Source organism: Chryseobacterium oranimense (genome assembly GCF_900129755.1).
In the GTDB taxonomy this organism is placed as follows: Bacteria; Bacteroidota; Bacteroidia; order Flavobacteriales; family Weeksellaceae; genus Chryseobacterium; species Chryseobacterium oranimense.
The window spans coordinates 213036-235347 of sequence record NZ_FQWT01000001.1 but is presented as its reverse complement, the minus strand read 5'-3'; the positions used below and the strand labels follow the sequence as shown (position 1 = coordinate 235347).

General features: G+C 36.9%; 19 protein-coding genes. 9 read left to right on the top strand and 10 right to left on the bottom strand.

All coding sequences use genetic code 11. From position 1 onward, the window contains the following. Genes BUB03_RS01155 through BUB03_RS01140 form a run of 4 tightly spaced genes read left to right on the top strand, consistent with a single transcriptional unit; the run spans position 1 to position 3568 of the window. Positions 1 to 1170: a glycosyltransferase family 4 protein gene (locus BUB03_RS01155; protein ID WP_073059658.1), complete on the top strand. Its 1170-nt coding sequence runs from the start codon at positions 1 to 3 to the stop codon at positions 1168 to 1170. Further along, positions 1163 to 1768, top strand: a complete 606-nt coding sequence (locus tag BUB03_RS01150; protein ID WP_073059656.1) for a sugar transferase — start codon at positions 1163 to 1165, stop codon at positions 1766 to 1768. The genes BUB03_RS01155 and BUB03_RS01150 overlap by 8 nt, the downstream gene beginning before the upstream one ends. Before the next feature lie 18 nt (positions 1769 to 1786). Continuing rightward, entirely contained in the window at positions 1787 to 2389 is a 603-nt protein-coding gene (locus BUB03_RS01145; protein ID WP_073059655.1) for an acetyltransferase, read from the top strand. Between the two features lie 18 nt (positions 2390 to 2407). Next, the gene (locus BUB03_RS01140; protein ID WP_073059653.1) at positions 2408 to 3568 is read left to right on the top strand and encodes an aminotransferase class I/II-fold pyridoxal phosphate-dependent enzyme; all 1161 of its coding nucleotides are present in this window, start codon (positions 2408 to 2410) and stop codon (positions 3566 to 3568) included. A gap of 210 nt (positions 3569 to 3778) precedes the next feature. On the opposite strand, the gene BUB03_RS01135 is transcribed toward BUB03_RS01140, so the two are convergent. Further along, positions 3779 to 4192 carry a VOC family protein gene (locus tag BUB03_RS01135; RefSeq protein WP_073059651.1) on the bottom strand — a complete coding sequence of 138 codons (414 nt, stop codon included), beginning with the start codon at positions 4190 to 4192 and terminating at the stop codon, positions 3779 to 3781. Between the two features lie 352 nt (positions 4193 to 4544). Between BUB03_RS01135 and BUB03_RS01130 the strand changes: the two genes are divergently transcribed. Then, positions 4545 to 5174, top strand: coding sequence for a TetR/AcrR family transcriptional regulator (locus BUB03_RS01130; protein WP_073059650.1), 630 nt, complete (start codon positions 4545 to 4547; stop codon positions 5172 to 5174). A 53-nt stretch (positions 5175 to 5227) separates the two neighbouring features. Here BUB03_RS01130 and BUB03_RS01125 read toward each other — a convergent pair whose 3' ends face one another. The 7 genes from BUB03_RS01125 to BUB03_RS01100 all read right to left on the bottom strand — a co-directional run bounded on the left by BUB03_RS01125 (position 5228) and on the right by BUB03_RS01100 (position 14822). Continuing rightward, positions 5228 to 7438 (bottom strand): peptidase domain-containing ABC transporter, encoded by a 2211-nt coding sequence (locus tag BUB03_RS01125; RefSeq protein ID WP_073059648.1) that lies wholly within the window; start codon positions 7436 to 7438, stop codon positions 5228 to 5230. A 43-nt stretch (positions 7439 to 7481) separates the two neighbouring features. Next, on the bottom strand, positions 7482 to 8753 hold the full coding sequence (locus tag BUB03_RS01120; RefSeq protein ID WP_040994602.1) for a hypothetical protein: 1272 nt from the start codon (positions 8751 to 8753) through the stop codon (positions 7482 to 7484). Between the two features lie 84 nt (positions 8754 to 8837). Next, positions 8838 to 8990: a hypothetical protein gene (locus BUB03_RS21735; RefSeq protein ID WP_155859094.1), complete on the bottom strand. Its 153-nt coding sequence runs from the start codon at positions 8988 to 8990 to the stop codon at positions 8838 to 8840. Positions 8991 to 9074: 84 nt separating this feature from the next. Next, a complete protein-coding gene (locus tag BUB03_RS01115) occupies positions 9075 to 11453 on the bottom strand; it encodes a TonB-dependent receptor domain-containing protein (protein ID WP_073059646.1) in 2379 nt (792 codons plus the stop codon). Positions 11454 to 11934: 481 nt separating this feature from the next. Beyond that, positions 11935 to 13143 carry an MFS transporter gene (locus BUB03_RS01110; RefSeq protein ID WP_073059644.1) on the bottom strand — a complete coding sequence of 403 codons (1209 nt, stop codon included), beginning with the start codon at positions 13141 to 13143 and terminating at the stop codon, positions 11935 to 11937. 90 nt (positions 13144 to 13233) lie between these two features. After that, complete coding sequence (locus BUB03_RS01105) at positions 13234 to 14148, bottom strand: helix-turn-helix domain-containing protein (RefSeq protein WP_040994605.1); 915 nt, start codon at positions 14146 to 14148, stop codon at positions 13234 to 13236. A gap of 158 nt (positions 14149 to 14306) precedes the next feature. Then, positions 14307 to 14822 (bottom strand): hypothetical protein, encoded by a 516-nt coding sequence (locus BUB03_RS01100; RefSeq protein WP_073059643.1) that lies wholly within the window; start codon positions 14820 to 14822, stop codon positions 14307 to 14309. A gap of 392 nt (positions 14823 to 15214) precedes the next feature. On the opposite strand from BUB03_RS01100, the gene BUB03_RS01095 reads away from it, so the two are divergent. From BUB03_RS01095 to BUB03_RS01085, 3 genes are all read left to right on the top strand, one after another. Continuing rightward, positions 15215 to 15391, top strand: coding sequence for a histone H1 (locus tag BUB03_RS01095; protein WP_040994607.1), 177 nt, complete (start codon positions 15215 to 15217; stop codon positions 15389 to 15391). Between the two features lie 165 nt (positions 15392 to 15556). Beyond that, positions 15557 to 16705: a hypothetical protein gene (locus BUB03_RS01090; protein WP_073059641.1), complete on the top strand. Its 1149-nt coding sequence runs from the start codon at positions 15557 to 15559 to the stop codon at positions 16703 to 16705. Positions 16706 to 16853: 148 nt separating this feature from the next. Next, a complete protein-coding gene (locus BUB03_RS01085) occupies positions 16854 to 18425 on the top strand; it encodes a M20/M25/M40 family metallo-hydrolase (protein ID WP_073059640.1) in 1572 nt (523 codons plus the stop codon). Positions 18426 to 18528: 103 nt separating this feature from the next. Here BUB03_RS01085 and BUB03_RS01080 read toward each other — a convergent pair whose 3' ends face one another. Beyond that, positions 18529 to 19164 carry an HAD family hydrolase gene (locus tag BUB03_RS01080; protein ID WP_073059638.1) on the bottom strand — a complete coding sequence of 212 codons (636 nt, stop codon included), beginning with the start codon at positions 19162 to 19164 and terminating at the stop codon, positions 18529 to 18531. Positions 19165 to 19209: 45 nt separating this feature from the next. Beyond that, a complete protein-coding gene (locus BUB03_RS01075; RefSeq protein WP_073059636.1) occupies positions 19210 to 21333 on the bottom strand; it encodes a Tex family protein in 2124 nt (707 codons plus the stop codon). Between the two features lie 201 nt (positions 21334 to 21534). Here BUB03_RS01075 and BUB03_RS01070 point away from each other — a divergent pair, with 201 nt between their 5' ends. Next, the gene (locus tag BUB03_RS01070; protein ID WP_073059634.1) at positions 21535 to 22212 is read left to right on the top strand and encodes a YceI family protein; all 678 of its coding nucleotides are present in this window, start codon (positions 21535 to 21537) and stop codon (positions 22210 to 22212) included. Positions 22213 to 22312 lie beyond the last annotated feature (100 nt).

Sequence of the window (22312 nt, the reverse complement as noted above, 5' to 3'; positions counted from 1 at the left end):
ATGAAACTAATTCGGACATCAACCATACCATTGTCTTTAAATGTTCTGTTAAAAGGGCAGTTAAAGTTCCTCAATGAGTTCTATGAAGTTGTGGGAATAACTTCTGAAGGGCATTTGCTTGACGAGCTGAAGCAGAGAGAAGGTATAAAAACGATTGAAGTAAATATGGAAAGAGGAATAAGTCCCTGGAAAGACTTGGTTTCTCTATGCCGATTGTATAAAATTTTAAAAATAGAAAAACCGGTCATTGTGCATTCCATCACTCCTAAAGCGGGACTTTTAACCATGCTGGCAGGTAAGATTGCCGGTGTGCCTATCCGTATCCACACTTTTACGGGGCTTATTTTCCCTACAAGAAAAGGTGCGGTGCAGAAGCTTCTTATCAGTATGGATCAGTTGTTATGTTGGGCGGCTACCCATATTTATCCTGAAGGAGAGGGTGTTAAAAAGGATTTGCTCAATTACAGAATCACGTCAAAGCCTTTAAAAGTTATCGGGAACGGGAATGTGAATGGAATCGATCTGAACTATTTCTCGCCTGAACAGATCACTGATGAGCAGAAAGAAAATTTAAAAAAGGAACTGGACATACACGATACAGATTTTGTGTTTGTATTTGTAGGCCGTTTGGTGGGCGACAAAGGAATTAATGAGTTGGTTGAAGCATTTTCTCTTTTAACTAAGGCAGAAAATCCACAGCGTCGTTCCAAATTATTGTTGGTAGGTCCTCTGGAGCAGGAGCTGGATCCGTTGCATCCGGACACCCTGAAAGAAATAGAACGTAATCCCGATATCCTTTCTGTAGGTTTTCAGAAAGATGTCCGTCCTTATTTCGCGGTTTCCCATGCACTTGCTTTTCCAAGTTATCGGGAAGGGTTTCCCAATGTAGTGATGCAGGCGGGGGCAATGGGGTTGCCAAGTATTGTTTCCGATATCAACGGATGCAATGAAATTATCATAGAAAACCAGAACGGAGTAATTGTTCCGGTAAAAAATAGTGAAAAGCTCAGAGAGGCAATGACAAAAATAATGTCGGACCAGAATTATTATGATCAGTTAAAAATCAATGCAAGATCTATGATTCAGTCCCGTTACGAGCAGTCATTGGTTTGGGAGGCTTTATTAGGAGAATATAATAAACTGGTTAAAGAAAGAGAATATCGTGTATAAATTTTTTTTTAAAAGGATGATAGATTTTCTGATCGCTTTAATAGGACTGATCTTATTATCGCCTGTTTTTATAGTGGTTACCATCCTGCTGTATTTTGCCAACCAGGGAAAACCATTCTTCTTTCAGGCCAGACCGGGACTTAATGAAAAGATATTTCATATCATCAAGTTTAAGACGATGAATGACAGAAAGGATGAAAAGGGCAATTTTCTGCCCGATTCGGAACGCTTGACCCCGGTTGGAAGTTTTATCCGTCAGACTTCCCTGGATGAGCTTCCACAACTGATCAATGTATTAAAAGGAGACATGGCGCTTATAGGTCCGCGACCTCTGCTGCCGCAATATCTCCCTTTATATAATGAATCTCAAAAACGCAGACATACAATACGGCCGGGAATTACAGGCTGGGCACAGGTGAATGGAAGAAATGCTATTTCGTGGACTAAAAAATTTGAATTGGACATCTGGTATATAGATCATTTGTCTTTTGAAACAGACTGCAAGGTGATCTTTCTTACTTTAAAAAAAGTAATAAAAAAGGAAGGTATAAACCAGGCAGGGCAGGCAACTGCAGAAGTTTTTAACGGAAATAATTAATTTAAATGTAGTTAGAATATGTATTTATACGGAGCAAGTGGTCATGGCAAAGTGGTAGCTGAAGTAGCTGAAGAAACCGGTTACAAAATAGAAGCTTATATTGATGAAAATCCTTTGAAGGAGAGAGTGTTAAGCTATCCTGTTCTTCACGAGGTTCCTCAACATGAAATAGATATCCTTATTTCCATAGGAAATAATAAAACGCGCAAAAGAATAGTAAAACAGGCTGAACTCTTCAACTACGTTACCCTCATTCACCCTAAGACGGTTATATCCAAAAGAGTAAAGATCGGGGAGGGTACTGTTGCAATGCCGGGTGCAACTGTAAATGCAGCCGTAAAAATAGGGAAGCATTGTATCATCAATACCAACGCTTCCATTGATCACGACTGTATTCTGGAAGATTTTGTCCATATTTCTCCCAATGTGGCACTGGCAGGAAATGTATATGTAGGTGAAGGAACCCATATCGGTATCGGAGCCAGCGTAATACAGGGAATAGAAATCGGAAAATGGTGCACCATTGGTGCAGGAGCTGTTATTATTAGCGATGTCCCGGATGGTTCTACCGTAGTAGGTAATCCCGGAAAAGTAATAAAGAGTAGAAGTTTAAAAATATAGAATAGTAAAAGTAGAAATATGAAATCAAAAGTATGGCTTTCATCTCCCCATTTGGGAGGAAGCGAATTAAAGTACATCAAAGAAGCATTTGATGCCAATTGGGTAGCACCTTTAGGACCAAATGTTGATGGTTTTGAACGGGATTTGGAGAAATTCCTGAATGAAGATGTTAAAGTAGCTGCACTTTCTGCCGGAACTGCTGCTTTACACCTGGCATTAATTGAGTGCAATGTAGGTCATGGAGATGAAGTTATTTGCCAGTCGATGACCTTTTCCGCCTCAGCTAACCCTATCGTTTATCTGGGAGCTGTTCCCGTATTTATCGATTCCGAAAAAGATACCTGGAACATGTGTCCGGAGGCTTTACAGGAAGCTATAGAGGACAGGATTTCAAAAGGTAAAAAACCCAAAGCGATCATTGTAGTACATCTTTATGGGATGCCTGCAAAAATGGATGAAATTTTATCAATTGCTGCAAAATATGATATTCCTTTAATCGAGGATGCTGCCGAGTCATTAGGCTCCACCTATAAAGGAAAAGCTTGTGGTACTTTTGGGCGTTTTGGTATTTTATCATTTAACGGAAACAAAATTATTACAACTTCAGGAGGAGGCGCGTTGGTGTGCCATTCACAGGCAGATAAAGATAAAACTGTATTTCTCTCTACACAGGCTAGAGATAAAGCGCCACATTACCAGCACTCTGAAATTGGGTATAACTACAGAATGAGTAACATCAGTGCAGGAATAGGACGCGGACAGATGGAAGTTTTGCACGAAAGAGTGGAAGGCCGCAGGGGTGTACATAGCTTTTATGCTGAGCTTTGTAAGAATTTCGAGGGAGTGGAGCTGTTTTCAGAACCTAATTCCGATTTCTACAGCAATCACTGGTTGTCTGTTATTACCATTGATGAAACAAAGACATCAAAAAATTATGAGGACCTGCGTCTGGCATTCCTGAAAGATGACATAGAATCCCGGCCTATCTGGAAGCCAATGCACCTTCAGCCGATATTCAAAGATGCCCCATATTATGGTGGTAAAGTAGCTGAGGAGCTATTTGGAAACAGTTTGTGCCTGCCTTCAGGTTCCAATCTTTCTGACGAGGACAAAGAAAGAATTGCAAAGGTAATGATTGATGTTTTTTCAAATAAGAAAGAATATTCGGTCTTATCGTAATCTGGATCGGTGTTTGGGTATTGCTGGTTTGATTATAATGAATACCAAATCATTTATATAAAAACATATTTTCTTTCAGGTTGATATTTTTCATCTGACTAGATCAATAAAAGTGACCATTTATCAAATGGTCACTTTTTTAAGAAAATTAAATCAAATTTCTGAACGGGTAAAGTTAGTTGCTTCTATTCTCGTTCATTTTAGCAATATTTACTCAGGTCCAGTTTTAAATTTTTCTATTGATTCTTTTGTTACCGGAGTAAAAAAGTTGACCAGATTACCGTCAGGATCCCTGAAAAGCAATGACTTGTTGCCCCACGGCATTACAGTGGGCTCCTGAACAACTGTAGACGATAGAAAACTTTTTAACCTTTCAAATTCCTTATCTACATCATCAACCAGAAATTCTATGATTGCAGTGCGGTTTTCAGCAGGTTGAGCTATACTTTCTCCGCCAAAAAACTGGAGGGTTTTAGTGCTTCCGATAGCAAGAGTGGTATTCTGAGTTTTCAGCTCCGCGAAATCCGGAGTGTACCGTATGGCTGAAAGCCCTGTGATCTGCTCATAAAATGCTGCTAAGCTTTCGGTGTTGGAAGTAATGATACGGATTGATACTAAATTCATTTTTTAAAGTTTTTAAATACTCCACAAATGTAAAGTCAGGTTGTGACAAGAGAGTGTCAGTAGGTTTGAAATTTAATTTAAATAAAATAATATTTGTCTTAAAATAGAAAAACAGCATCATTAAAATGGTGCTGTTTACATTAGTGTTTTTACCTTTGTATTTGGTATTTGAAATGGCATGATAATCACTTTTCCTTTTAAATACCTCATCATTAGTCATTTTTAAAACATAAATAGTTTTTAAAAAATATATATAAAATGGTTTAGTTTGTGCAAATATACAAAACAAGACACTATGTAGTGTCTAAAACAATTAAAAATTTCTTAAACTTGTATAATCGAATCTGTAATCATGGAAAGAAAATCAGCAGCAGGCAGTATCCGGAATAAGGAACGCAGCAAAAAAAAGTTTTTGGATGCCGTTGGAAAAATTCTGAAGTCGAAAGGATATGCAGCATTAAAGGTAAATGATATCGCAGCCGTTGCCGGGGTAGATAAAAAGATGATCTATACCTATTTTGGCGGAATGGATGGCCTTATGGATGAGTATATCCGTTCACAGGATTACTGGAGCAATGTGACTACCGATCAGGTATTACCTGACAGAGGAGACGGTGGAAGATTTGCCGTAGAACAAATGTTGCTACAACAATATGATTACGTACACAGCAACAAGGAGCTACAAAAATTATTACTGTGGCGTTTATCCGAATCCCGGAAATCTTTAACCAAGCTTACCAATATGCAGGAAGAGAGTGGGGAAAGCCTTTTTAAACTGATTGCTGATCCCTATTTTGGAGAGCGTTCGTGGGATTTTCGTGCAATATCGGCTATTCTGGTTTCAGGACTTTATTATCTTAATATGTATGCTTCCGTAAATGGCAGTATTTTTTGCGGCATAGATCTGAATACGTCCGAAGGCCGTGAAAAAATTAAAAAGGCAGTATCATTTTTAGTTGATCAGACCTATGAGAATCTGTAAAAATATTTTTATTACTATAAACTAACGGGGAGGGAAAATAAGTTTCATACCATTTATGCTCCCAGTTCCAGTTGGTTTTTAACTAGGCTGAAATATTCTCCTTTCTTTTCCACCAAATAATTATGGTGTCCGAGTTCAGAAACCTGTCCGTCTTTTAAAACAATAATCTGATCCGCATTTTTTACCGTAGACAGACGGTGCGCAATAATAACTACTGTTTTATCCTTGAAAAAGGACTGAAGATTATTGTGTATGATTTTTTCATTATCCGCATCCAGCGCGCTCGTTGCCTCATCAAAAAAAATATAATGAGGATTTTTATATACCGCTCTTGCAATTAAAATCCGCTGCTTTTGCCCGCCCGATATCCCATTTCCTGAGGCCCCGATTTTGGTTTCATATTCCAACGGATTACTTAGAATAAAAGATTCAATATTCGCAATCCGGGCTGAATTATGAAGCTTCTGCGTATCAATATGTTCATCACCCGTTGCAATATTTCTTTTTATAGTATCTGAAAAAATATAGCCGTCCTGCATCACTACTCCGCAGTTTTCCCGGATACTTTTGGGAGATAGCGAAAGTATATTATCATCGTTATATAAGATTTCGCCGGCTGTAGGATCATAAAATCTTAAAAGCAGTTTCATAAGCGTTGTCTTTCCGCTGCCGCTGGATCCTACGATAGCTGTGATTTTTCCTTCAGGAATAAAAATATCAATGTCTTTTAATACGAAAGGAGATTTCGGGCCTTCGTACTGAAATGAAATATTGTTCAGGCGGATTCCCTTTTTTGCTTGAGTTCCATTATAATTTAATGTATTTAAATCCAATGGCTTTAAATTGGCTTGTTCCTCATCAGGATGATTCTGAACTTCATTTAGACGGGATAAGCTTAATTTGGCTTCCTGTAAAGAACGGAAGAAGCCTATCAGCTGAGCGACCGGTGAATTCATCTGTCCTATGATGTAAGAAACGCTCAAAAGTCCACCTAAAGTCATTTTTCCGCTCACAACAAATGATGCGGCAAGAAAAGTGACCAGAATATTTTTTAACTGATTTAGAAAGTCAAATCCTGCTACCTGTATCTGATCATTTTTAAGGATCCGCATATTGATATCATATAATTTGTGCTGGATTTCTTCCCATTGGCGGAGTTTTAAAGTCTCGTATTGATTTATTTTAAGCTCGGTAACCCCGTTTAATATTTCAAAATTGGACTGTTGGTTCTGACTTTGCTGCTGAAAGCGAAAATAATCAAGAGATTTACGCTTTTTCATCCAGATTAAAGACCATATTACAGATAAAAAGGTAAGGGCTACATAAACAATAAGAATCCGGAAATCATAAAACCAGAGCACTCCGAAAAATACAGAGAAGACAAGTATCGAAAATAGAGTAGTGATACCTTGTGACGTTAAAAACTGTTCAATCCGCTCATGATCCTGAATCCGCTGATTAAAGTCTCCCATCATTCTCGTATCAAAAAATTTAACCGGAAGCAACAACAGTTTTTTGAAAAAGTCTGAAATAATCTGGATATTAATTTGAGTTCCCACTGCTAAAAGAATCCAGTTTCTCAGGATACTGAGAATTATATTTCCAAGGAAAAAAGAAAGTTGGCCAAGTAAAATATAGGTAATGATTTTGAGATTTTTTGGCTCAACCCCGTCGTCGATCAATTTTTGTGTTAGAATCGGAAATATCAATGTTATAAGTGTGCCAACAAACAGTAAGAGAAATAATAATGCTATTTTACTACGGTGAGGAACGAGGTATTTATATAAAAATGATATGGATAATTCTTTTTCATTATGAACTTTTGCAGAAAAAAAATTATCTGTAGGGGATAGATACATAGCAATACCCTCTTTATTATCTTTTGATATCCAGGATTTTTTGAATCTGTCCTCAGATAATGAGAGCAATCCATGGGAGGGGTCGGCAATTTTATATATTTTCTTCCCCGTAAACAGGGATTTTCTGATAGCGTAAAGTACTACAAAGTGATTTTGATTCCAGTGAATAATACTGGGGAAACTCTGATGCTGATTCAGCTCATCCAATGAGATGGAGTAAGAAGCAGCTTCAATACCAATAGATTTTGCAGCTTCACTTATACCCGATAAAGAGACTCCTTCGCGGGAAATGAAAGAATGATCCCGTAAATAGTTTAAAGAATAAGATTTACCATAATGTCTTGCTATCATGGCAAGACATGCTGGTCCACAATCCATCTGATCTTTTTGTGGAATAAAATGCATAGTTAATGTCGGGTGTTAAAATCTCTTCACAGTATAATGCTGCTTAATGTACTACATCGAATCCTCTTTTGTCGTAAATCATGGATAAGAAATAGAGTCCTGCCTCTTCAGGCCATTCGGAATTTATATTGGCAAGCAAATCCTCGGTGTTTACGTGTTCAAAAGAATTTATTTTATCAATGATTTCGGGAAGGAAATTGTTTTTTCTGATTTCCATTTTGTACCCTCTTACATAAAATACAAATGAATCTTCGTTTGAATTATCGTAAATAATTTTAAATGGCTGAGGAGCTTTTATTGTTTTCGATTTTAGGTGATCGTAATCATCAATTTCATATTGATCAAGTTGCTTACGGGTTTGCGGGGTATTTTCCCAGCCATGGTTGCTGATAAGACTGTACTTATAATCTGAGTGGATACGCTGAAAAAAATCTTTTACAGACATGCTCATGATCTCATCAGACTTAAAAAGTGTCATAACATCATCAAATGTGGTTGGGTTTTTAGCATACTCTTTCTGCGGATTAATTACTTCTTCATTATTATCATCAATATATTGAGTATAAAAAGTATTCATCACATTATCAAAATAAGTGGCTTTGGTTGGGTTGTTGAACCAGAAAGTAATACCAATCGAATATTCATCATTCTTGCCGATATGGAACTGATCCCATGGCATATAATATAAATCTCCGGTCCCAAAAGTATATACCTCTGCTTCTTCTAAAAGTGGGGTGATGTCGTGGTTATTTTGCTTTCCTCCTGTAAGCTCTTTATACTTATTTTCTTCCCAGGTATACATTGTTTTTTCCCCCGGTCCCAGATGAAAATGGATAACATTGGCTCCTTTGTGATCCTGGTGTATGCCAAGGGGAGTCCATCCGTAATCTCCAATAAATACTGTAGCATGCATTCCGGCAGCTGGTAAACCGATGGTATCAATAAGCGGTTTGGTAAACATCATTAATTTTTCAGCAATATATGGGGAATATCTTTCTGCTGCATTAAATATGATACCGAATTTCTGACCAAAGGATCTTTTAAAATACTCCTGCAATGTTTCACCAGGCTGAGGGTGATCCGTAAACATCTTGTCCTTATATTTATTGTTTACTTTGGCAGCATTTTCCTCAGGGAAATATAAACGAAACCCTCCCTTTTCTCCGGATTTCAGCTTTTCAAGCAATGCTTCATTTATTGCATTAGTCAGATTTTCAATCTCTTCTGCAGAAAGAACATCATTAATAACACATGTTTTCCTAAAATTTTGATTGGTCTGGGTGAAATTTTCCCACCATTGTTTATCCAGGTTCATAGTTTTATTTTGTTTTTTTGATTTGAGTATAAATATAAAAAGGCAATAGAATACAAGATTCTATTGCCCTGAATATAAAGCTGATTAGTTAGTCTCAGTAACTGTTTCTTTAACAGTTTCTTTAACACTTACTTTTACTCCGTCAGCAGATAATCCGCCTCTGATTTTGCTTTCGTCTAGTGGTGACAAAGTTTTTGCATTTAGAAAACTCTTTGCGTTGAATGATTTGTTTTTCATTGTTATAAAATTTAAAATTTAAAATTATGAGCTATAGTTTATAGACATGGAGCTCTTATGGGTCTTTTCTTGCAAGAAATATCTTTATCTGACCCGATTAAATTCTTCAGTATTTTTTTCTTTTCTCATCTTATTACTAAAAGATTTTCCAAAATTGTAAGACATTGAGAACCTTACAAATCTGTCATCGTAATAATTGGTAATTGAATTTTTAATCGAGTTGGTATATGTTGTATATGTAGGACGGTTAGAGCTGAGCATATCATTTAAATGTAGAGACAAAACAAGCTTTTTGTTTAGCAAGAGCATTTTTAGTGAAATATCAAGTTGATTATAAGCTGTATTTTTATCAAGACCTAGTGTTCCTGCTGTGACATATAAAAAATTAATATTTGCAAAAAAAGTTTTGTTTTTATTAAAAATAATATCTGTATTGAAAGTAAATTCACCATTCCAGCCTTTTAGTGACGGGAGTAATGCTTCAATCTCAGATTTTGCATAACTGTAATAAATATCAACAATTAAATTAGCGCTTAACCAGGAAACTGGATTTATAGAAAAGGTCTGGTTAAGACCTATCGTTTTGTTCACTAAATAATTAATCGGATATATACGCTGAATATTTGTACTTGAATCTAAAAATGTAACCTGTCCGAAGCCCTTATCTATATAAGTAAAATACAGATTTGTGTTATAATTGTTTTTATAGCTGTATCCCAATTCAATATTATCGGTAAACGAAGGCTGTAAAAAAGGATTTCCTTCCGAGTACATATATGGTGAGGTTATCCATCGGAAAGGATTTAGAAAATTATAAGAAGGTCTTTGGATCCGTCTTCCATAATTAATGGAAAGGGAATTGTCTTTATTAGGGGTGTATACAACATACAGAGTTGGGAAAAATTTAGTGAATTTCATTTTGTTTCTTTCCTGTAACGTTGCGGAAATACCTTCGGTTTGAGTGTTTTCCATTCTCATCCCCAATTTAATTTCCCATTCATCAGCTATCTTTTTATACCCTGAAAAATACAACGATTGTGTGTTTTCTGTATAGTTGAAAAGATTACTTTGATTAATATCTAGCTCTGTGGTATTATCGTTAACCTTAAAGTATTTAAAATCATTTTCAGTTGTGATAAAAGATGCTCTGGCACCATAATTTAGCTTGATCCACTCCAGCGGATGCTCCATATCGATATTAATGGAATTGTTGCGGATATTCTGTTCTCCTTTATTAATGGCAGAAGTTAAAGGAACCGAATTTCCCGAGAATGTTTTTATTGTGTTAAACGGTCGATAGGAATCATTGACATAATTGAAAAAGTCGTAGTCCAGAGAAAGCTTTCGTCCTACAGAGTCTATCAGATAGACAACGTGATAATTTAACTGGTTGGAAATTCTTTTTCTTTCATTTCTGCCCTTTGTTATAAAAAGTGAATCTATGTTATTGCCTGCTGTATCAGTCAGCTGACTGATATTATTGTCAAATACAACAGGCTTGTTGTTAGCATGGTTAAATACTAACCCCATAGACCATTTTTTGGAAATTTCATAATCCAGTCCTACATTGAATGAAGCAGAATTAGTCCGGTCTCTTCTGTTATTTGTTTCCTGCCATATCAGGTCCGGGTAGTAAATTTTATTGCTTTCTGTAGGACCTAGCGAACCATATATGTATGAAGCCGAGCTGCTTAATGTTATTTTATCTTTTTTCATGTTATAGGACGCAGAACCTGAACCCGTAGCATATGTTGCTTGTTTGTAAGTAGTGCTGATATTTCCGTTCCATGAATTGGATTTTGCCTTTTTTGTTTTTATATTGACAATTCCGCTGTTTCCTTCCGCATTATATTTGGAAGGCGGCAGGGTAATGATTTCAATACTTTTTATATTTTCGGACTTTATGGTTTTTAGATAATTGATGAGATCATCACCGGTAAGCTGGATGATTCTTTCATCCACCATAACGGATAAGCCACTCTTGCCAACCATTGAGATCTGGTCATTCTGAACCTTCACTCGTGGAGCGACCCTAAGAACATCCATTACATCACCTCCCGCAGCAGCAGTGGAATTTTCCACATTGAAGATCAGGCGGTCAACTTTTCGCTCAATCAAAGCCTTTTTTCCTGTCATCCTTACTTCTTCTATCTGGTTAGTTCCGGAAGGAAAGTTTATGTTTTGTATCAGATTTTGTGTAAGGTTAATTTCTTTTTGGATATTAATTCCCAAGTAACTTCCATAAAGAGTATAATGTCCCGAAGTAAGGTCACTGAACTTATAATTCCCGATACTATCTGATATGATTTCTGAGATTGTTACTGAATCTTTTTTTAGAACTAATGAAGCATAAGCAATCGCTTTATTTTCCTCAACACTTCTTCCGCTTATGGAATAGTTTTGAGAAAATATAAATTCCGGTAAGCAGCAAAAAAATGCAAGCCAAAGAAATTTAAAGCTCATGTTATTGGTTATAAGTTTTTTTTAGTTTTGGATTTTTTATATCCCTAGCAAAGGAAATAAAAAAAATATTTAAAACAAAATTTAATATTAAATTTTTTATAAATATCTATAATACAAATTAATATGTCTTGTAAATAAAATGTTTTTTAAATGTATAATACTCTTTATTGGGATTTATTTAGAATTTGCTAAAGCTATTTTAAAAAAAGATGAATAAATAAATTGAAATTTCCTATAAAAACAAACCATTCAATTTTTTTACCTTTCCTGAAAAATCACAGGAATATTCTTATTTTAATGAAATAAAAAATACGACTGACTTAATGAACGATGCTAATATCTTTGCTATTTGTGATCATTCGGAAATCAGTGTCAAAAAATAGTCATTACTGGAGCTATGAAGAAGCTTTAATTAAAAATATTATCTTAAAAAGTAACCTGATTGCCGAAGAGTAGATATGGATAAATAAAAAAGCAGAGACTAACTCTCTGCCTGTTCTTTTTTAACAGCCTGGTGCATGACCAGGATAATTCCTAAAAGTATAATAGCAATTGCCAGATAGCGCCAGGCGAGGCCTTGCTGTTCCGTAACGTTTCCGCTTACCGAAATTATAAAACTTGTGATAGACGTGATCACATACACCAGCCCACCCATCAATCCGCCGGCTGTACCCGCATTTTTAGGGAAATACAACATACTTGTCGTAAAAAATGAAGTAAACAGGATTCCCGAACAGATATGAATAAAAAAGGCAAAAGGAACCATGATGAACAGACTCTCTGCATAAAAGCTGGTTGCAATCAGTCCTGTAATCAGGATCAGCTGTAAAATAATAGGCTGTAAAATCCTTTCCTTAAAATCAAGTTTTAGCCTTCTTTTTCCGATAAAACCGCCAATCATCCATGAAAATCCTAATATCAGGGTACAGTATCCGATAATAACCGGCGTAAAATGAAACGTATTTTCAATGATAAAAGGACCTGTGATATTGAAAAGCATCACAATAGAGTAACTAAGTCCTAAAATGAAAATCCCCAGCATAAAAATCCTGTTTTTCAGCATCATTTTATAAAGACTGATGTTCTCGGAAAGATTAAGTTTCTTTCTTTCAGGCAGACTTTCACCACTGAAAAACCATTCAAAAAGGAACAGCATTCCCGCATAAAAAGCAAGAAAATAAAAGTTGGCATGCCAGTTAAACAGCTTTTCAAGATATCCTCCTAAAAATGGAGCAAGGATAGGACCACACGACCAGACGATCGTGAAATAGCTCAAATAATGTTTTACTTTTTCAGAATCATAGAGATCTACAAAAATAGCCCGTGTAGCTACAACCAGTACAGAAACTGCGGCTCCCTGGAGAATACGCAGCAGGCAGATCAGCAGAATACTGTCCGTCATCGTAATCAGAATACTGCTGATGATCAGAAGGAACAAGGCAACAAGCTTTGGACGGTAGCGCCCGATACTATCCAGAATTCCTCCGACAAAAAGCTGTGAAATTCCATAGCTGAGTAAATAAGACGTTAATGTGATCTGGATATCTTTTTCAGAGACATGCATCTCCTTTGCCATCGATGGGAAGGAAGGCAAATAAATATCTGTGACAAACCCGGAAAGCGGGATCGACACAAAGGCCATAATGGTTATTAATCTGATTCTTTTTTCAGATGCTTCTTTCAATAACATAATCATTCGTTATTTTACTATGCAAAAATAAATCAGGAATACCTGAAACCAATTTTAAAAGACAAAGTAAAAATTACAAAAATCAAAGATTTAAAATGCGTTTTTAAATTTCAATGGTGAAACTTCGGCATGCTTTTTAAAGAAATTGTTGAAATGAGATGGCTGCTCAAACCCAAGAGTATATCCTATTTCGGCGATGTCCCAGTTAGTGTATTTCAGCAGATTTTTGGACTCTTCAAATACCCTTTCCTTGATGATCTGCGTAGTGGTAAGCTGTGTTACCGATTTTACTGAAGAATTCAGATGATTGACATGTACGTTAAGATGATCGGCAAAATCAGAAGCTGTTTTCAAAGCCAGTGGATAGGCTGGGGAATCCAGAGGAAACTGCTTGTTGAGAAGCTCATCAAATAAGCGGTATAAACGGATGTTGGCCGGAAGCTCATTAGGATGAATGTCATCTACACGGTTCTCCAAGGCAAGATGCATCACAGAGGCGAGATGACTTTTGATACTGCTGCACCGGAATGGATAGGTTGAGTTATTCAACTTGTACATCTGCTCAAAATAGAGGGTTGCCAGCTGTGTCTGCTCATCTGTTAAAAATACAATGGGTTTGCTCCATTCCTTGAAAAGTGAAGTCTTTTTAAATAGATTGAATTCCGTATTTCCGCTGAAAAATTCCTGATTGAAGAGGCAGAAATATCCTTCCTGAAAATTCCCCTCACATTCCCAGGAGTATGGAATATTAGGTGACGGAAAAAAGAGGGCAGGACGATCAACATACAGCTTATGATGACCATACTGGAATGTACCTTTCCCGATAATAAAGCTTACTTTATAATAATCACGGCGGTTGTAAGGGCTTTTAAAACTACAGTATCTCCGCATTGAAACATTGAAATGGGATTTTCCCGTTTCAAAATCATCGGAATCAAACATTTTAATCTGCTCGTTCCGCACACGTTTGTAATAATCCCCAATAGTTTCCAGCTGATCGCTCATGATATCAAAATTATAAAAATCAAAGATAAGTAAACCTGTATGAATTTAAAGTTATCTGATTAACGTAATCATAATGAATACGATAGTTTTTGTCAATTTTCTTCAAAACCCTTTATCTTGCCATATTATGTAGATTGATTTGATAATTTCCTGAAAAATTAATTCTTATTGATTTCCAGACTCAAGATGTGAGATGGCAGATGGAAAGGTCCGGCAGTGGCATCAGCAACAATAATGAACCCCGATTCTTTAAAAAACTCCAAAAGAGGATCATGAACCATTATATTTATCCATATAATATCCGTAAAGCTGGCTGCAGAACGGCATTTTTTCCAAAGCGACTGTCGGATTTCCGGTGAATCAAACTCGGAAAGTATAAAAAAGCTGATTTCGGTTGCTCTTTTTCCTTCAGGCAGTGCAGCATGAGTGGAACCGCTCTTCAGAATGCTGTATCCGGCAGGTTTTTCATCTGCATAAGTAATTATAAGCTGATTGGAGAGATCATTCAGGTCATTGATCATTTTTCTGGGATCAATCTCGTTGGCTATGTATTTTTTAATATTTTCTTCAGGAACCCGTTCTTTGTGAAGGGTATAAACTGATGAATCGATAATGGTTATAAGATCAGAAATGCCTTCTTCAGAACCCACAGTAAATTTTGAAATTATATTCATGAATCTTTTTTATTCAAATTTAGAAGATTATTGTATTCAAAAAAGGATACAGTTTCATTAATTTAATCATTACAGTTTTTATAAAAATCTTCATTTAGTAATGGATAATATATATATGTTATTAGTTACAGGTATTGACAGATATGGTTCAAAATTCTGCAACTTTGGAATAAGAATAAATAGATCAGATTAATCAATGAAAAATAGTTGAATTATGGTTTCCAGGCCTTGTAAAATTTAAAGAAAGCCCTGAATTTTTAATTTTAATGTAAAGAAAACCAAAAGGATCGTGAAATAGCAGAAAAAAATAGCATTTTAACTCAAACTTTTTCTTTCACGGTTAGGCTGGAATTACCATAAAACCTATATTTGCAGCCTAAATTTTAAAAATAATGAAAGAACTAATTGAAAAAATTAACGCTGAATTCGAAGCGTTCGCAACTGAGGCTAACCAACAAGCAGAAAAAGGAAACAAAGCGGCAGGGACAAGAGCTCGTAAATCAGCATTGGAACTTAGCAAACTGTTCAAAGAATTCAGAAAAGTTTCTGTAGAAGAAGCTAAAAAATAATTCGTTCCCCGGCCGGCTCACAGAGCCGGCTTTTTTATGTCTTTCCCGCCTTACAATTTAGGTGGGCTTTATAGTTAAAATACTATTAAATTTCATTAGACCATTATCTTAGTTCCCTGTCCGGGCATATATTTGTGGAAGTTGATTTAAAAGTAATTTCCAACCATGAAATACTCTTATCTTTTAATGATTCTTTTCGCTGGGCTTTGTTCTGCTCAGAGGTTAAAAGTAATCGATTCTGAAAATGATAAAGCTATACCGCATGCAAGAGTCATTCTTTCCAATCAGGTTGTTTATACCAATGAGGACGGATTTGCACCCGTAAGCCAGGATGCCCGGAATTTTGAAATTTCGGCTTCAGGGTATCAGAAGAAAATAATTACAGTTTTTAATTCCCGGATTAAGCTGACTCCTGCTTACAAAAATGTTGGAGAAGTAAAAATAGTCAGCGTAGATATCAGGAAGCTTCTCGGAGATGTAAGCAAGAATTACCATAAAAGATATTATAACGAGCCTTCCCTGTATGATGTGGTTTATAAAGAAAAAAAGCTGGATAACAATAAACTCTATTTCCTCGTCATTGCTGAAACAAAATTGTGGAGCAAAAGCAATCATTACAATTACAAGGATGGTATCAGGAAAAATTATGATGAGATCCTCCAGATGCAGCTGAATAATGTAAAGTACCTGAAGAACGTAAAAGGAGACAGTATTTTTACAACCGGGACCAATGAATTTTCCCATGAGTATATGGGGAATTATTTCTTCAATTTTGAACTGAACCGTACGCTTAATCACATAAAAAGTGACGGGGCAAAATATTCAGGAAAGATGATCTTTGAAGAGGGCGATGAACAGCTGATTAAGTTTAAAATCAAATCCGGTGTAAGGATCGAATTGGAAGGAGAGTTTAAATATAATAAAACCGATAAGGTGATTACTTACTTCGAAGTACATTATGTTCAGACGGGCTATCCTCCGGTAAGAAGAAAAACAGCTGATGGGGTAGAATACGATTACCAGCTTGGAGATGCCTCGCTCATCTTTGATTTTTATAAGAAAGACGGAATGTATTTACCGGCGCTTACCAGATTCGAAGGGGATAAATATTCTGCTTTCTATCTCGGCAAGAAACATGAAAGAAAATTCAGCCGGGAAATTATCTATAACACTTTTGAAAAATCAAATAAGGAAGGTCTTTCCCAGAAAGTAGATTTCGGTAAGAACATCTGGGAGAATGTTCCCGTGAAAGAAGAAAAAGAAGATGCAATACTTCTTTCCGCAGATGAACAGGCCTTTATCAATGAAAAATAATAAATATTGAATTAAACTTTAAGACGATCACTTTGAGATATTTTTTTGTGGAAATCAAACCGGAAAACCTGTAAAATATTCCTCTTATCCGTGAATTTTCTTCTTTATTCAGGCAAATTCTGTTATCTTTAAGCATTCAATATATGTTATGAAGATAAATAGATTTTTTGCTGTGCCTGCCATTGTGCTGGCCGCCCAGTTCTCATGGGCTCAGGTGAAGGTTGATCCTAAAGAAAAGCTGGATCCTGTCGTAAAAAGCTTTGTAGATGAAATCAACAACAGTTCTCAGCTGGAAAATATGGCTTATGAACTTCTGGACGGTATTGGTCCCCGACTGGTGGGAACGCCGGAAATGTTAGCCGCCAACGAATGGTCTGCCGCTAAACTCCGTTCCTGGGGGATAGAATCCAGCCTTCAGCAGTTTGGAACCTGGAAAGGATGGCAGCGTGGAATTACCCACGTAGATATGGTGTACCCGCGCGTAAAATCATTAACAGCAACACAGCTTGCATGGAGCCCGGCAACGAAAAAAGCAGTGGAAGCCGAAGTGATTATCCTTCCGAAAGTTTCTTCCAAAGCTGAATTTGATGCATGGATTCCCTCAGCGAAAGGGAAAATTGTTCTGATAGCACAATATCAGAAGATCGGGCGTTCCGATGAGCAGATCAAGGAATTTGCAACCCCGGAGCTGTACGAAAAACTGAAAGCAGAAAAGGAGCAGGCAGGAAAAGACTTTCGTGACTATGTGAAAAATATCGGGTATGACAACAATACTCTTCCCGAAGCTTTGGAAAAAGCAGGAGCAGCAGGAATTGCCATTTCCAACTGGACCGGAATCATGGGAGCCAACAGGATTTTCGGAGCTAAAACATCAAAGATCCCAATGATCGACATTGATGTGGAAGATTACGGAATGCTTTACAGAATGGCAGAAAAAGGGGCAAAGCCCAAAATTAAAATCGAAACACAGTCTAAGGTTCTTCCTGAAGCGAAAAGTTTTAACACGATCGGAATCATCAAAGGAAAAGAAAAGCCTGAAGAATATGTGATTCTTTCTGCGCATCTGGACTCCTGGGACGGAGCTCAGGGAGCAACAGACAACGGAACAGGAACCCTGACGATGCTGGAAACCATGAGAATATTGAAAAAATATTACCCGAACAATAAAAGGACTATAGTGATAGGGCTGTGGGGTAGTGAAGAGCAGGGATTAAACGGTTCGCGGGGATTTGTTGCAGATAATCCGCAGATTATAAAAGGAGTACAGGCAGTATTCAATCAGGATAACGGAACGGGACGGGTGGTTAATATCAGTGGCCAGGGATTCGTAGATTCTTACAACTATATCGGGAAATGGCTGAACGGAGTTCCGAAAACGGTAAGAGACCAGATTAAAACAGATTTCCCGGGAACGCCGGGCGGCGGGGGTTCCGACCATGCATCATTCGTAGCGGCAGGAGTGCCGGGATTTTCTTTAAGTTCCCTGAACTGGGGATATTTCGGGTACACCTGGCACACAACGAAAGATACATATGATAAAATTGTTTTTGACGAGGTAAAAAACAATGTGGTTTTAACGGCAGCATTGGCTTACATGGCATCTGAAGACCCTGAATTCACCAGCAGAGAAAAAAGAATACTGCCTCAGGATGATAAAGGAGAAACAGTAAAATGGCCGGAAGTAAAGGTACCAAGAAGAGATTCTAAAGATTTCAAATAAAGATATCTGATGTCAGACAACAGATTAGATTGATATGAGTTTCTAGGCTCAAAAATAAAGGCTGCACAGATTATTGTGCAGCTTTTTTTTTGAGTTTTTTGGTTTAAATATAAAGTTCTATATCCGGAAATTTTGAAACTGAAGGTTGATATTCAGGGGTATCCAGTTTTCCAAAGCCATATCCACAGAAAATAAACGGTAGATGATTCATTTTTGCAGAATTGTAATCGGTTTGCGTATCACCAATATAAACTGTGCTTTCAGGGCTTAAATTATTTCTTTCCATAATCAGCTTGATGTTTTCAGCTTTTGGCTTCCTGGTCCGGCCATAAGATTCAAAGTCGGTGAACAGATCACCGAAGTTGTTAAAGGCTAAAAACGATTCTATATAGCCGTCCTGGCAATTGCTGACAATAAAAAGGCTGTGGCTTTTTGCCAGGTTTTTCAGTGTTTTTTCTACACCTTCATAAAGAATACCACCATATTTGTGAAGGATATTATTTTCTTCCTGTACAATTTCAGAAAGGACCTCAAAAACCAGCTGATCGGAAATTCCGGGAACCATATCTTTTAAAATATGATCGGCGAGCAAGCCCATATATTGATTCATATCTTCAGGTTTTAAATCTTTTTTGATCAGCCCATGTTTATTTAAAACATCATTCCATATTTTGATAATTGTGGCTCTGGAATCCCAAAGAGTTCCGTCAAGGTCGAAAATTAAATTTTTATATTTCAAGGTATGATTACTTTGTTGATTATATTATTGAGATCTTACAGATAACTATAAAATCATGCTTAGCTGTACTCTTTTTCTGGCTTCATCTACTTCCGTTACTTTTACACGGACATGCTGATGAAGCTTTACCACCTCGTTCACATCGGAAACAAAGCCGTCTTTCAGCTGGGAAATATGAACCAGTCCGCTTTCCTTAATTCCCATATCTACAAAACATCCGAAAGCTGTAATGTTATTGACAATTCCGGGAAGGATCATTCCGGGTTTTAAATCTTTTATGCTCTTTACATTGGGATCAAATTCAAATACTTTAGCCGCTTTTCTTGGGTCTAATCCCGGTTTTTCAAGCTCTTTTAAAATATCTTTAATGCCTAAAATCCCTATTTCCTCCGTCACATAATTTTCAGGTTTTACCAAAGCTGTTTTTTCTTTGCTGGCAATCAGTTCATTGGTTTTAATTCCCAAATCTTTGGCCATTTTTTCTACAATTCCATAAGCTTCAGGGTGTACGGCAGAATTGTCGAGCGGGTTTTTGGCATTGGCAATTCTTACAAAGGCAGCTGCCTGCTGATAGGCTTTTTCGCCAAGTCTCGGTACTTTCTTTAGTTGCTTTCTGTCTTCAAAGGCTCCGTTTTCTGTCCGGTAACTGATGATATTTTCCGCCATTTTCTCTCCAATTCCTGAAACGTAGCTCAAAAGTGATTTACTTGCAGTATTCAAGTTGATTCCTACAGAATTTACACACTTCATAACGGTAGAATCGAGTTCGTTTTTCAATTGTGTCTGGTCTACATCATGCTGGTATTGTCCCACTCCAATGGATTTTGCATCAATTTTCACCAGTTCTGCCAGAGGGTCGGCCAGTCTTCTCCCGATTGAAACAGCACCGCGTACCGTCACATCATAAGACGGAAATTCATCCCTTGCAATTTTACTTGCAGAATACACCGATGCGCCGGCCTCCGAAACCACGAAAACCTGCAACGGCCTGTCAAAAGCAATTTTTTTAATGAAGAACTCTGTTTCACGGCTTGCGGTTCCGTTGCCTATAGAAATTGCTTCAATATTGTAGGCATTGACCATAGAACGGATCTTTTTCATGGCCATTCCGCTTTCATTCTGCGGAGCGTGAGGGTAGAGGGTTTCATTATGCAGAAGGTCTCCCTTTTCATCAAGACAGACTACTTTACAGCCGCTTTTGTATCCCGGATCAATTGCCAGAATTCTTTTTTCGCCTAAAGGTGGGGCCAGAAGCAGCTGGCTCAGGTTTTCAGAAAATATCTCAATTGCTTTTTTATCGGCTTTTTCTTTAGCTTCCTGCAAAGCTTCATTGGAAATAGCAGGTTCCAGAAGTCTTTTGTAGCTGTCTCTTATAGCCAGAGCAATCTGTTCTGAACTTTCATTATTAGATTTGATGATGGCTTTTTCGATAAAATCAACGGCTTCTTCCTTGTCAATCCCGATATTCAGTTTTACAAAACCTTCTGTTTCGGCTCTGAGCATGGCCAGAAGCCTGTGAGAAGGAGTTCTGTTAAGATTCTCTTCCCATTCAAAATATTGGGAGAATTTCTGAGCTTCTTCTTCATCTTTTTTGGCTTTAACGGCTTTGGAAGTGATTATAGCCTTACGCTGAAACAGACGGCGCAGGTTTTTACGCACATACATATTTTCGTTAATCCATTCCGCCATGATGTCCCTTGCTCCCTGAAGTGCTTCTTCTTCAGAAGGAACATCATTATTGAGGTATTTTGATGCCAGAAACGCGAAGTCGTTATTTTTCTGGCTCATAATGATCTTTGCTAAGGGCTCTAATCCTTTTTCTTTTGCAGTATCCGCCTTTGTTTTTCTACGTTTTTTGAATGGCAGATATAAATCTTCAAGCTCTACGATGTCGAAGCTTTCTTCTATTCTCTGTTTTAATTCTGAGGTTAAAGCGTTCTGTTCTTCAATTGATTTTAAAATACTTTCCTTTCGCTTTATAATTTCTTCAAACTGTTTGCTTATTTTTGAGATCTGTTCGATCTGGACTTCATCAAGATTTCCGGTCTTATCTTTCCTGTAACGGGAAATAAAAGGAATGGTGCAGTCTTCTGCCAATAATTGAAGGGTGTTGCTGATGCTTTTTTCAGGGATATCAAGAATTTGTTTTATATAGCTTGTTGTGTTCATTTTAAATTTTAAACAGCTAAAATAGGCAATTTTGCTATGGAGTGAAATAATTTCGGATGGTCATTTCAGGCTGCCATATCTTAAGTAAGAATAAAATTTTTCATTTCTTGATGTATGTTAAGATAATATGTGGTATGGTTTTTCTATTTTTGAATCCTGAAATTTAAATTTTAATTAAATTTTTTTAAAACAATAAATAATATGAAAAAACTTAGTGTAATTGCATTGGTAGGAGTAGGATTGCTTGCAGCATCTTGTAATAAAGAAAAATCAGCAGATACTGCTGCTACAGCTACAGAACAGAAAGTGGCAGAAAGTAAAGGAGAGGTACTGGCAGTGGATGTTGCTACTTCAGTAGTTAACTGGAAAGCTTTCCACAAAGGAGGAATGGCTCCTCGTTGGGGAACACTTAACGTAAAATCAGGAGATCTTAGCGTTGAAGGAGGTCAGTTAACTGCTGGAAACTTTGTAATCGATATGAACACTATCAAAGTAGATCCTGCTTCAGTAACTGAAAAAGATAAAAAACCTGGAGATCTTGAAGCTCACCTGAAAAACCCTGACTTCTTTGATGTAGCGAAAAACCCTACTTCAGATTTCAAAATTACAAGTGTTACAGATCTGAAAGATGCGCCTAAAGATGCAATTGCAGGAGCTAATAAAACAGTAAGCGGAAACCTTACATTATCAGGAAAAACAGTGAATGTAACGTTCCCTGCTAAAGTAGAGGTAACAGATAATTCAGCTTCTGTTCAGGCTAAATTTACAGTAAACAGAGCAGACTGGGGACTTAAATTCGGTACTTCAGAAGCAGATCCTGCTGAATGGATGATCAGCAAAGACATCGAAATTGGTGTTGATGTAAAGGCTAAAAAATAATTTGTTAGATACAAATAATGCGAAGGCTGCTTTTTTATAAAAAGCAGCTTTTTTTATGTAATCCGGGAAAATCAATCCAGCGTTTATTTAATTATTTTTG